Origin of the sequence: Clostridium sp. FP2 (assembly GCF_011065955.2) — a bacterium.
Classification (GTDB): domain Bacteria; phylum Bacillota; class Clostridia; order Clostridiales; family Clostridiaceae; genus Clostridium_AD; species Clostridium_AD tagluense.
On record NZ_JAAMNI020000002.1, the window covers coordinates 56,340 to 68,531 of the forward strand.

The window sequence follows — 12,192 nt, forward strand, 5'->3', positions numbered from 1 at the left end:
CATACTATTTTAGAATTAGATATATATTGCTCTAAAGTTATAATTCACAAATCTTTGTTGCAATATTTTCGGAAAATTTATTATCATGTTCTACAAATAGAATAGTTGGTGAATATTCAATCAGCAATTCTTCTATTTGCATACGAGAGATAACATCTATAAAATTAAGTGGTTCATCCCAGATATGCAAGTGCGCTTTCTGGCAAAGGCTTTTTGCAATCAACACTTTTTTCTTTTGACCACCACTAAAAGTTGACATATCCTTTTCAAATTGAACTCTTGAAAAATCAAGCTTTCTTAAAATAGATTTAAAAAGGCTTTCATCAATCTCGTTATTTCTAGCGTAGTCGGTTAAATTTCCTTTAAGATGCGATGTGTCCTGTGAAACATAGGATATCTTAAGCTGACTTTCTTTCCTGAAAGTGCCAGTATAGTTTATATTCTCACCACAAATAAGTTTGATAATACTTGATTTCCCGGAGCCATTTTTACCTATAAGCGCAATTCGATCACCTTGCTCAATAGTAAAGCCGACATCTTTGCAAACCATCTTGTCACCGTAAAAAATTGATATATTTTCAAGTTCTACAAGTCGACTTTTATGATAAGCTAGTTGAGAAATCTTCAGATTGTCGGAGTTTTCAATATTTTTGAGTAGTTTAGACTTTTCATCAATAGCAGCATACTGTCTGTTTTCGATTACTTTAGAACGTTTCATCATTTTGGCGGCCATATGTCCAACATGACCTTTATCTAGCTTGGAACCTGAGTTTGTTGTTCCATTCTTTGTTTTTTCCACTTTGTGTGACCAACTGCTGGATTGTTTGGCAGATTCCGATAAGCGATTAATGTCTTTTTTAAGCTTTTCGTTTTCTGCAAGTTCAAAGTTATCCTGCCTTTTTTTATTTTCCCACCAACAGGAAAAATTCCCCTTTTGAATTTCTACATTGGTCTTATTGATTGAAAGAATATGGTCAACACAGTTATCAAGAAATGATCTGTCGTGAGATACCAAAATAAACCCACTTTTGGTATTAAGATATTCACTGACAAGTTTTCTTGCATTCATATCAAGGTGATTGGTTGGTTCATCAATCAATAGAAAACTATTTTCCTTAAGAAACAAAGTAGCAAGCAACACTTTAGTTTGCTCTCCATTTGATAATGAATCAAATGGACGATATAAAACATCCTCAGAAACTTCTAGAAATGAAAGTTCACGCATCAATTTCCAGTGGAGATATTCTGGAAAAATGCCATTGATTACATCAAGGGTATTATTTTCCTTGTTTACTACATTAAAAGGAAAATATTCAAAGTTAACATTTGCAGAAATATTACCCTTGTATTCATATTTGCCAAGTAACAAATTGAAAAATGTTGTTTTACCTCTACCATTTCTTCCCGTAAATCCTAATTTCCAATCAGTATCTATTTGAAAACTTACATTTTCAAATATGTCGTCGTAACTACCGTCATATCCAAATGTAAGGTTTGTAACGTTTATTAAAGACATAAATTTATCCTCCTGTATAAAAAATTATGAGCTGCAAGAAAGTCAATTCTTACAGCTCATAAATACAGCAAAGCCAAACCCATTTTAGGCATGACAAAATATATTGTTTGAGTTAAAAAAATTAGTAACTTTCTTGCATAGGCACAATAAAATAAGCGACATTTAACGCTTCTATAAGATTATTATGCTTAAAAAAACTAGCAAGAAAAATTATTCATCTTTTTACCTCCAATCGTTTTATTTAATAGCAGTATATCATACTGATTCTAAAAATTCAACAAGGAAACATCGCTTTAAGCCCGTATGAACCTCTTTACACATAAGCAGGATTCGGTGAAGCTGCTAGTGGCTTTCACTAAGTAATGCCTTTTTTAAATTATTAAGAACTTTTTCATAACCAAAATACGTCCTATAGTAGTTAGAATTATTCCAATAAGTATAAAACTCCATGACATAGTTGTAAATATAAAAGACGGATTTATAAAATTAATGAACAATGTTGCAAAATAAGAATTTATTTGTCTATATACAAAACTATATAAGAAAAAAATTGCTATTACTGCAGACACTGCTCCTATAAATCCAATTATAATTCCCTCAAAAATAAATGGCCATCTAATAAACCAATCTGTTGCACCAAGATATTGCATTATACTGATTTCATTAATTCTCGGATGTATCGCAAGTTTCATTGTAGATTTAATTAAAAAAAATGTTGCTACAATAAGTATAAGGAAAAGTATCACCCCTATCCCTTGAATTGCTTTAATCATTATCAAAATTTTACTCGGAAAGTTTTGAGTACTGTTAATTTTATTTATACCTTGTAACCCATTAAGTTGAGAAATTATTTTAGGTATATCATCTGGTGCATTCACTTTAATTATATATGCTGATAGGGGAGTATTTTTTTCAAAAGTAATATAAGTTACAACATTTGCCGCTTTTATTTTTTTACATATATTTTGCTGATCAGTAATCTTTATATCATCTTTTAAAGTCGCTCGCACTTCAAATTGGGTATATATACCAATAATTCCCATTTTAAGATTTAACATGAATAGTATAAATATTCCTAAAATAAATAACGTTGACATTATTGTAGCAATGGAGGCAATGCTAGTAGTAGCATTGTTTCTAAGATTTTTTGAAGCATCTTTTAATAATAAATTTAAGGTGCTAGTCTTCATAATTGTAAATACTCCTTCGTCTATATACTTTAATTTCCTCTTAAAATATAAATAATTTTTATTGATTATTTATTAGTTGAATGTCGTGAAAAAGGAATATTCCCCACTAATTTATATCTTTATATCTTTTATTAATTATTTAAATTTTTTCTGCTTCCATCCATATGAAATAGATGCGCCAAATGTATTTCCTCAATAACTACAAGAACTACAACACTTATTAATAATAATAACAGTTGCATTTGTCCTTTATTAATCGCCATTGGTTGAATTATTGACCAAATTCCAAAAATACCATTAATAACTCCAAGTACTATTGCGATAAATCCGCTATGTTTTTGTGATATATTCCAGGTGTCCTGATTTTTCGATGCTAAAGGTGATTTATACCCTACCATCCTATTTATACTTGGTGGATACTTCATTGAGATAAATCCGAATACAATAGAAAATATTGATACTATTACAGAATTCATATGTCTTCCCCCTATATTAATTTATATTTATTTCCTCGTTGTTAAATTACAATTATGTCGTATTTTGCAACTACGACCTATTTATTAGTATATCATTATAGTTAATATAATTCTAATTTTTATAAATTATTGCAATATCTACCTCAAAGACCTCATATTATCTATTAAATTTTAACGACATTTCAGAAGGAAAGTCTCCTACTTCTATAAGTGGGAGTTACAGGCTACAACAAAAATAAAACAAGAGCATTTTTCTACCCTTGTTGATGAATAATAAATGAAAAGTATAACTATATATTTTTTCTTATTTGAGTTTATTTGCTTTTTGGGGCATTGTGGCTCCATCCTCATAGCCTTTCATGCAGAGCAACATAACTATTGATTAGTGCGAAGCTACGGCTGATTCGTACTTAAAGCGACTGATAAAACGACTTGACGCATTTAATAGTCGCATGGTAAAATTTATATGGGGGTGCTAACTGTGGTAACTAGAAAAGATTTGTTAAAATATAAAAACTTAATGGTAAAGTCAAATTACATTATTGAATCCTCCTATAAGTTAAGTCTACAAGAGCAAAGACTAATCTGCATACTAACAGCTAAAATAAATAAAGATGATATAGAATTTGCAACTTATAAATTTACGCATTCAGAAATAAACAATATATTATCAAAACATAAGATTAGTTTTAATGAATTAAGCCAGCATATAGACAGTTTAAGAAATAAGGAATTAGTAATTATAAAAGAAGAATCTCTTTTAAAAACAAAATGGTTATCATCAGCGGAGTATTTTAAAGATGGTAGTATTGAATTGTGTTTTGATAATAAATTAAAACCTTACTTACTGCAACTTAAAGAAAGATTTACCAAGGTATCATTGGATAAAGCAATAACATTTAATAGCAATTATTCCTGTAGAATATACGAGTTGTTGAAGCAGTATGAAGGAATTGGAAAGATAACTATAAGTATTGACGCATTAAGAACTATGTTTTGTATTGAGCCTTATGAATATTCTAGATATAACGATTTTAAAAGAAAAGTATTGTTGCAGGCACAAAAGGAGATAAATTTAGATAAAACAGATATATCCTTTGATTTTGAAGAAATAAAGACAGGTAGGAAGGTAACTTCAATTAAATTTTACATAAAGCAAAATAAAGCCATAAGTGAAATAGTGGCTACTTTAGAAGATATTAAACCAAATGATAAGCAAGGTATTTATGATATTAAACTTGTAAAAGAAATTATACATGAACAAATATCAGACATTGAAGCACAAAACATACTAAATATTGCCAATGGAGATATAAATATCATCAAAGAAAAGTATAAATACTCTGAAACAGTACCTAAAATTGGTAATGTGGTGGGTTGGATTATTGATGCAATTAAAAAAGATTATAAGCGAACTAAAGGCAAAGTTAAGATTGATAACTTCAACAACTATAAGCAGAGAATGTATGATTTAGAAAAGAAATTATTAGGGTGGGATATATAATGGCTAAACTTAAGATGTTTCAATCGAATATGGCAAAAAGGCATAAGATTTATTCGATAATGAGTGAGAATACATCACCTACGGCAATGCTTGATTTTGCTATTTTGCCAACTAAAAATACAAAAAAACTATTTGAAATGATATGGAGCAAATATGATAAAGATACACATTGTTCTATTTTAAATAATGAAGAAATAGCTATTGATAATTTTCATTCTGAATTAAATGTAATTAAAAGCATGTTTTTTCAAGTATATGCTGTTAACCAATTTGAGGATGACTATGATGAAGTATATATTAAATATCCAATCATTGTTAAAATTTCAAAAGTTTCCTTTGAAATAAAAATGGAATTCCATAACAAATTTAAAGAGTTTTTCGATAAATTTTTAGAAATATAGAAAAGTGTAGAGGTTCAAAGAATTGCATAAAGCTCTAATTAACAATGTTGCTGCTGGCAAGATAAAGGTTTACCAAGACGGAGTATAAATCTCCTGCAGAAGTCTTTAATATCGTAGCTTTTAAGAAGATGATTTAATGGTATAATTATTTTAGCAATAAACATTTCTACTGAGAATATAAATGATGAATTGGAGTGTGCCTTTATGACTATTGAAAAAATAAATCTTAAGAATATAACCGTGTTTGAGAAACTAGATATAACATTTAGCCAGGGCATTAACATACTTATAGGTGAAAATGGAACTGGTAAGACACATATAATGAAGATTCTTTATGCTATATCTCAAGATAGTAAGCGTCTTTCAGATATATTTAAGAATAGCTACAAACGAATAATAACAGATGGTAAATTGCTGGATGTAGAGCCCGCAATAGAAAGTTTTATAGAAAAGGACAGAGAAGTAACGTCTGCATTATCAGAAGGTTCCTTTATTATAGAGTATTTTTCTTCAAATAATACCAAATTTTCAAATCTGGTTAGAAATAAAGAAACAACAAATTTGAAAAATAAATTTGGAGATATAGAAGAAATGACACTAGTAGATAATCAGATAACACTAGAATATACTAATGAAACATTTAAAATAGGTTTTGTGTCCGATGATCTACTTAGTATTGCTCATAAACAAAGTATAACAGATGAAAAAAAGAATAATTTTATTTACATACCAGCTAAAGATATAATTTCGCATTCAAAGGGGTTCGCTTCAACATATAATTTTAGAGAGATTGCATTTGATAAAACTTATTACGATATTATACTCAATGCTCAAAAGGGAAATTTAAAAAAGACTGATCCAGAGATGCATGAATGTTTGAAAATTCTTGAAAAAATAATAGGTGGAAAAGTTGAACTAGATGGCGACCAGTTTTATGTGAAAAAAAAGGGTGGTTTAACCATTGAATTTAATTATGAGGCAGAAGGTTTCAAGAAGTTAGGCCTTTTATATAGATTAATTAGTAATGGTTCAATAAGCAAGGGGTCAGTTTTATTTTGGGATGAGCCGGAATCTAATATAAATCCAATCATGGCTCCCATTGTAGTTGATGTGTTGCTCAAACTAAGAAAAGCTGGTGTTCAAATTTTTATTGCAACCCATGACTATAATTATGCAAAATATTTTGATATAAAGAGTGCTCCAGGTGATAAACTTAAATTTTATTCCTTTTTTAAAGATGATAACAATGCTGTTAATTATGTAGAATCAAGTGATTATTCAAATCTTGAAAATAATCCACTAGAGGAAGCAGACACCATCTTATATAATGATGTTATAGATAAAGCCTTAGAGGATAATACAAATGAGTGATAAAATTATTACAAAGAATTTGTGCGGAAAGCCCACTCTCTTTAGGTGTGGGATTGATATCACTACTAAAATATACCATTAGACATGGTTATTTTAGTACGATATAATATAATTAGGTTTTGAAACGAGCCATATACTATCGTTAATGTGTCAATTGTGATGCTTGATAGTGAAATTCTTGAAGAAAATAATTAGTTTTTATATGTTGTAATTTATAGTTTTTATTATAAATGAGAGTATAAAAGAAGTTATTTAGTATTCAAGAACCCCATTCATTTATGTGTGGGAGTTTCAGCGAGGGTGAATATTCATTTGATTTTAGTGAAAGCCTTAATGCATATAAAGCAGATAATAAAACAAGAGCATGGCTTAAAAGTGTTGATTTCATTGTTGAAACCGAAAAAACATTTTTATTCATAGAAGTAAAAAATGTTGACAATAAGAATACTCCAAAAGAACAAACAAAGCAGTGGTTAGAAAAATTAGGCTATGTTAGACAATATTGAGGATAAATAAATATAAAATTGGCTTGTCGTAAATAGACAAGCCAATAAACTTTTCCCTAATTATTAAAGTATTCATTTATCTTAGTGGAGGATACTTTATTTTATATCCAGTCGTATCTACTGCTACGTTTTGTTTGTATACTATACATTGTATACTATATCTAAAAGAGTTTTTGCCAACAAAATACTTATAGGAGTATACATAATCATTATCATCTTTGTATACAATATCAATAAAATATCCATCTTGTGTATAATCTTTTAATATCCTCTTACTTTTGATGTTATCTTTACTTACTCCTTGCACTGATATATACTTATCAAAAGATTTTTCTGCTAAATATTTTTGAATAGGATAAAAGTATAATAAAAATCCAACTACTAATAAAGAAAGTATTATTGTTACTTTTAATCTTAACTTTATTTTATTTTGCATACTGTACACCTCCATTATAGTTCAACCTTGAAAAATAAACTATAATCCTTAGTTATACTATTTTACAAGCGTTTACTAAATTATAGTTTATTTATACACTAATAATAACATAAATTCCAAGTATAAGGGATTGTATTATCTAAAAATTGGTTCTCTACCTTTGTAAGTAGCGATTCTGGTATCTACAAAGTTTGTTGTACTATGAACTATAATGTTTTTGCTTTTTATTATGTCTTTATCATCTTTGAAACATTGTAACCACTTGAACCAATGGAGATAATTAGCTAAAAATTTAGTTGATACTCCGTTAAATTTCTCCATCCATTTTTTAAACTGGCTGTGCAAACTATTTACATGATTAATATGATAAATACCATTTTTATAATGGTCTCTCATAATACGTTTATGGTCTAAATTGAGGTTTCTACCAAACCGAATATAACTTTTATGGCTATCAGTACAAATAATAGAATTATTGTCTATGTGACCATCATAAAGCCTTTCAAGGTCTCTATAACCTACTCTGCCCTTACATACCATTTCAAGAATAATATTGTTATTTCTATCTATCGCTGTGGCTACACATATCTGTTCATTGCTTATACCACGTTTTTTAATTTCTTTACCTCTTTTACGAGAATGTCTTGGCATTAAAAATCCACTTTTCTTATGATTGCCTTTGAACGACTCGGCTACAAAGGTTTCATCCATTTCAACAACGCCATCAACATGTCCTGTACCCATAAATGTTCCAATACAATCAAGTATTTTATGCCTCATAAAAAATGAGGTTTTAACGCCTACTTCTACAATTTCAGCACTTTTCCTTATACTATACCCTATAACCATACATTTAGTGTACTCTATCCATTTTTCTAAAGATAATTTGGTACATGATAATGCAGATTTTGTGAAATCATTAAAGGTCTTATTGCAACCCCTACATTTATATCTTTGCTTACCATTTAACTTGCCATTCTTAACAATATGAGTTGAATTACAATGAGGGCAGACCTCTCCCTTGGCAAATCTGGATTCTCTACATTCTTTAGGAAGATTGCGGGTTAATGAGTTAAGTGTCATTATTTCACCAATGAAATCAAATAAGTCTTGTAATGCAAATTCAGAAAGAGTTTTTATATCAGTCTTTAAAGTTCCCACATTTGGCATGTAACCACCTCATAAATGTATGTATTACCTTATTATAACACATTCTGCGGAAATATATACAATATCACTATTTATGTCTAACATAGCCAAAAATTAAAAAGCAATAAAAAATCTTTTTTAAGTGATATGGGTGTAAAGTTTAAGGACACACTTCTATATCACTTTGCTATGGAGAAATATTTTGAAAAACCCATTAGATATATAATTATTTTACAATTTGATATCTTTGATAGCAAACAGAGAGGTAAATTAAAAGAAGATCTACATGCTTTTCTCCCAATGGATTTGAGGAATACTGAATATACGAGGAAAATCAAAATAGAAAAATATGATATCATTGATATTAAGCAGTGGAATGAAAATAAAGATTATTCAATGTATCCTATAACTCAAATTGATTAGATATATAAGAAATTACAATAAATAGACATAAGTCTTATTATGAGAAAGTAGATTGCAGAGCAGTAATTAATTTTACTGCTTTTTCTTATGGATGCCAACCTAGGTATAATTATCTCTGATTAGTTTGGCATCCATATATTCTCCACAACAACAAGCCCCCCCTTGTTGTTGTATAGTACAAGTACTTGTATAGTAACTGTATAGTAGGGGTGCTCCAAAGTAAGTTATACCAACATGTACATAGGTTTTAAGGTTACTTAATGTCGGTTATAAGGTTACTCGATGTCGGTCAAATTGAGGGTTTAAGGTTACCTAATGTCGGTCATAGGGTTACTTGATGTCGGTTATAGGTTACTTGACAAGTATATAGTAACCCTATATAGTTATATTTTAACAATAGCTTGGAGGCATGATTATATGATTAAAAAGGGGAAACACATTGCAGTAAGACCAAACGAGCTTATTGAAGCTAGATATAACTTATCAGTAAGCCAAAATGATATAATGGATATGGTACTAACAAAGATAGAGGATGATAACAATTATTTATATGAATTGAATATTAACGACTATAAGCATTTGTATAAGACCGATACAAGCAATATTTATAGAAATTTAGAAAAGGCAACTAAGGGCATGGAGGGAACTGGATTCTATTTATTAACCAATAATGATAAAGGTGTAGAAAAAGAAACCTTTTTTGTGTGGTTTGCATCAATCGAATATGTAAGGTCAGAAGGGAAAATAACTTTTGAAATAGGAACCAAACTTAAAGGATTATTGCTTGAAATGAAAAAAAGAATTTATTATAAAATAGAGTATCCTATCAACTTTACCAGTATTTATAGCAAAAGAGTTTATTATTATTTAAAAAGCTTTGAAGATACAGGGTGGAGAATTGATAATTTAGATATATTAAGAAAAAAACTACAATGCCCTAAGAGTTATGAAAAGTATAGTTTTTTTAGGATAAAGGTTTTAGACATGGCAATGAAAGAGATAAATAATTTTAGTGATATATCTTTTAAATTTGAAGAAACCAAGATTGGTCGAAAAGTAACGGGAATTAAATTTATTATAAAGCAAAATCAAAACAATAAAGCCAAGAATGAAATTGCAGCAACATCAGCAGTCCTTCGAGAAGAGATTGGAATACAGCCACAAAAAAATATTGATAATATTAAACTTGTAAAAGCAATAATAAGCGAGGATATAAAAGACCTTGAAGCAATTAAAATTTTCAATATTGCTAGTGGTGATATTAATATAATAATAGAAAAATATAACATAGTTAGGCAATTGAATAATGTAAAAAATTTAGTTGGAACTGTCATAACTGCAATAAAAGAAGATTGGTCACTTCCTAAGGGTAAAATAAAAGTAGGCACATTCAATGACTACGATCAAAGGTCATATGATTTTATTGAACTGGAAAAAAAGCTACTAGGGTGGGAAAATTAATAAGGAAAGGGGAGAAAATAATTGAAAAAGATATTTATAATACCATGTATTTTTATTGTTTTATTAACATTTCCATACAATGTTAAAGCAGCAGAGTTTATTGAAAATCAAGCTGTAAATTCAAATAAAAGTTGGACTATTAACTTCGGTGAAGAGGTGCTGTTTAATGATGAAACAAAAGATCACATTAAAATAGAGGATATAAATGGAAACGAAGTTAATTCTACAATGAATTTATCAGAGGATTCTAAGGCTATTACTATAACACCAGAAGAAGGTGGTTACCTTCCAGGGGAAAGTTATACATTAAACATTGGAAGTAAAGTGCACTCTAAATCAGGGAAAGAATTACAGAAGGATATAAAATTTCATTTTAATATAAAAAATGAAACGGAGGTAATCTCAGGTATTATATTAAAAGACACAGATAAACCATTGATTTCTACTGGAGCTGGAGATGCTCTAAATAATGAATTATGGGTAAAATACTCTGACGGAAAAGAGGAATTATTAGTAGAATCTATGGACGCTGAGGATATTAAAGATATAATTGCAGGAATATTTAATCCTCAATTAACCCAAGATAAAAAGAAAATTTATTTTATGACTGAAGCTTGGGCCACTTCTGCTGCAATACATGTGGTAGAGATAAAATCTAAAAATCAACAATTTGTATGTTCGGGAAATTATTTAAAAATTATAGAAAAAGGACAGTATTCTGGAAAATTAATTGTTAATCAGCATAGATATTCTGATGACCCTAATTTGGGAGCTTATGATAATTATTATATTGTGGATGAAAATGGAAAACAAATAGAAGACTTAGGGGATGATCCAGCAGTATTGGATGAATATTAAGGTTTTACAAAGTTGATTTATACAAAATTTTGAAAATCCCCAATGTACCATAGGTCAAAATGTAGAGGGTTTAAAAGATTTTTTGAACAAAGACTGGCTAAAACTCACAGGCCTAAAGCAGTAAGGTTCTTAGGTACTAAAAAATATTAAATTAAAAAAATAGATTGGAGTTGATAACCATGGAGAATAATTTAATAAAAGAGGAATGGATTAACGGAAATATTATGATGTCACCAAGACCTCAATATAACCATGTAGAAATTAACGGTGAACTATACTCTAAGTTAAAAACCTATTTTAATGGTAAATGTAAAGTGGTTATAGAAGGAGCATTATTCTTAACAAAGGATAATCCTAAGGATATAAAAAAAGACCTTAACAAACTAAAAGAGTTGATAAGTGGTAAAGGTGCAGAACTGGTTCCAGATGTTGCAGTATATTGTGATAAAGAACAGATATTTAAAAGAGGATTTTTAGGAGTACCACAATTAGTAGTAGAGGTTTTAAGTCCTAGTAATTCAGAAGATGATACAATAAAAAAGAAAGATATTTATGAAAACTTTGGTGTTCCCGAATACTGGATTGCATCCCCTATGTCAAAGAAAGTATATGTATATAATTTAGAAGACAGTAGATATAAATTAGCTGGAGAATATAAATTTTTAGAACAAGATATAAAATCAAGTAGATTTGATGATTTGGTTGTAGATATAAAAAATATAGATTTGTTTGAGTATAATGAAGATGATGATATTTAGATTCTAAGGTGGTATTTTACTGCCTTTTTGCTGAATTGCTACACACCCTCTATATCTTAATATTGTCACTAACAAAAATATTATTAGCGTTTTGATAAATAATATTTTTGTTAGTTTTTTTGATTTTACAAGATAAAAAAAGG

13 protein-coding genes are annotated in these 12,192 nt (G+C 29.0%); 8 read left to right on the top strand and 5 right to left on the bottom strand.

The features are described 5' to 3' along the window. Positions 1–37 precede the first annotated feature (37 nt). The 3 genes from G9F71_RS24960 to G9F71_RS24970 form a co-directional block, all read right to left on the bottom strand. Positions 38–1,516, bottom strand: coding sequence for an Lsa family ABC-F type ribosomal protection protein (locus G9F71_RS24960; protein WP_164952036.1), 1,479 nt, complete (start codon positions 1,514–1,516; stop codon positions 38–40). Positions 1,517–1,887: 371 nt separating this feature from the next. Then, entirely contained in the window at positions 1,888–2,706 is an 819-nt protein-coding gene (locus G9F71_RS24965) for an FtsX-like permease family protein (RefSeq protein WP_164952037.1), read from the bottom strand. Positions 2,707–2,837: 131 nt separating this feature from the next. Next, positions 2,838–3,182, bottom strand: a complete 345-nt coding sequence (locus tag G9F71_RS24970; protein ID WP_164952038.1) for an SdpI family protein — start codon at positions 3,180–3,182, stop codon at positions 2,838–2,840. A 481-nt stretch (positions 3,183–3,663) separates the two neighbouring features. Between G9F71_RS24970 and G9F71_RS24975 the strand changes: the two genes are divergently transcribed. The 4 genes from G9F71_RS24975 to G9F71_RS24990 all read left to right on the top strand — a co-directional run bounded on the left by G9F71_RS24975 (position 3,664) and on the right by G9F71_RS24990 (position 6,964). Next, on the top strand, positions 3,664–4,686 hold the full coding sequence (locus tag G9F71_RS24975; protein WP_164952039.1) for a replication initiation protein: 1,023 nt from the start codon (positions 3,664–3,666) through the stop codon (positions 4,684–4,686). Then, entirely contained in the window at positions 4,686–5,087 is a 402-nt protein-coding gene (locus G9F71_RS24980; RefSeq protein ID WP_164952040.1) for a hypothetical protein, read from the top strand. The genes G9F71_RS24975 and G9F71_RS24980 overlap by 1 nt, the downstream gene beginning before the upstream one ends. A 204-nt stretch (positions 5,088–5,291) precedes the next feature. Then, positions 5,292–6,458 carry an AAA family ATPase gene (locus G9F71_RS24985; protein ID WP_164952041.1) on the top strand — a complete coding sequence of 389 codons (1,167 nt, stop codon included), beginning with the start codon at positions 5,292–5,294 and terminating at the stop codon, positions 6,456–6,458. A gap of 278 nt (positions 6,459–6,736) precedes the next feature. Then, complete coding sequence (locus G9F71_RS24990) at positions 6,737–6,964, top strand: hypothetical protein (RefSeq protein WP_164952042.1); 228 nt, start codon at positions 6,737–6,739, stop codon at positions 6,962–6,964. Positions 6,965–7,040: 76 nt separating this feature from the next. On the opposite strand, the gene G9F71_RS24995 is transcribed toward G9F71_RS24990, so the two are convergent. Both G9F71_RS24995 and G9F71_RS25000 read right to left on the bottom strand, forming a co-directional pair. Then, positions 7,041–7,400, bottom strand: a complete 360-nt coding sequence (locus G9F71_RS24995) for a DUF3139 domain-containing protein (protein WP_164952043.1) — start codon at positions 7,398–7,400, stop codon at positions 7,041–7,043. Between the two features lie 135 nt (positions 7,401–7,535). After that, positions 7,536–8,570, bottom strand: a complete 1,035-nt coding sequence (locus G9F71_RS25000) for an IS1595 family transposase (RefSeq protein ID WP_164952044.1) — start codon at positions 8,568–8,570, stop codon at positions 7,536–7,538. A 168-nt stretch (positions 8,571–8,738) separates the two neighbouring features. Between G9F71_RS25000 and G9F71_RS25005 the strand changes: the two genes are divergently transcribed. The 4 genes from G9F71_RS25005 (at position 8,739) to G9F71_RS25020 (ending at position 12,049) form a co-directional block, all read left to right on the top strand. Next, positions 8,739–8,972, top strand: a complete 234-nt coding sequence (locus G9F71_RS25005; RefSeq protein WP_224626868.1) for a hypothetical protein — start codon at positions 8,739–8,741, stop codon at positions 8,970–8,972. Between the two features lie 417 nt (positions 8,973–9,389). Next, positions 9,390–10,433 (top strand): replication initiation protein, encoded by a 1,044-nt coding sequence (locus G9F71_RS25010; protein WP_164952046.1) that lies wholly within the window; start codon positions 9,390–9,392, stop codon positions 10,431–10,433. A gap of 21 nt (positions 10,434–10,454) precedes the next feature. Further along, complete coding sequence (locus G9F71_RS25015) at positions 10,455–11,291, top strand: Ig-like domain-containing protein (protein WP_164952047.1); 837 nt, start codon at positions 10,455–10,457, stop codon at positions 11,289–11,291. A 179-nt stretch (positions 11,292–11,470) separates the two neighbouring features. Next, the gene (locus G9F71_RS25020) at positions 11,471–12,049 is read left to right on the top strand and encodes a Uma2 family endonuclease (RefSeq protein ID WP_224617959.1); all 579 of its coding nucleotides are present in this window, start codon (positions 11,471–11,473) and stop codon (positions 12,047–12,049) included. The last annotated feature ends 143 nt before the right edge of the window (positions 12,050–12,192 follow it).

Bases quoted from the DNA above. Each gene is read 5' to 3' on its own strand.
- G9F71_RS24960 (WP_164952036.1), bottom strand. From the start codon at position 1,516: ATGTCTTTAATAAACGTTACAAACCTTACATTTGGATATGACGGTAGT.
- G9F71_RS24965 (WP_164952037.1), bottom strand. From the start codon at position 2,706: ATGAAGACTAGCACCTTAAATTTATTATTAAAAGATGCTTCAAAAAAT.
- G9F71_RS24970 (WP_164952038.1), bottom strand. From the start codon at position 3,182: ATGAATTCTGTAATAGTATCAATATTTTCTATTGTATTCGGATTTATC.
- G9F71_RS24980 (WP_164952040.1), top strand. From the start codon at position 4,686: ATGGCTAAACTTAAGATGTTTCAATCGAATATGGCAAAAAGGCATAAG.
- G9F71_RS24985 (WP_164952041.1), top strand. From the start codon at position 5,292: ATGACTATTGAAAAAATAAATCTTAAGAATATAACCGTGTTTGAGAAA.
- G9F71_RS24990 (WP_164952042.1), top strand. From the start codon at position 6,737: ATGTGTGGGAGTTTCAGCGAGGGTGAATATTCATTTGATTTTAGTGAA.
- G9F71_RS24995 (WP_164952043.1), bottom strand. From the start codon at position 7,400: ATGCAAAATAAAATAAAGTTAAGATTAAAAGTAACAATAATACTTTCT.
- G9F71_RS25000 (WP_164952044.1), bottom strand. From the start codon at position 8,570: ATGCCAAATGTGGGAACTTTAAAGACTGATATAAAAACTCTTTCTGAA.
- G9F71_RS25005 (WP_224626868.1), top strand. From the start codon at position 8,739: ATGGAGAAATATTTTGAAAAACCCATTAGATATATAATTATTTTACAA.
- G9F71_RS25010 (WP_164952046.1), top strand. From the start codon at position 9,390: ATGATTAAAAAGGGGAAACACATTGCAGTAAGACCAAACGAGCTTATT.
- G9F71_RS25020 (WP_224617959.1), top strand. From the start codon at position 11,471: ATGGAGAATAATTTAATAAAAGAGGAATGGATTAACGGAAATATTATG.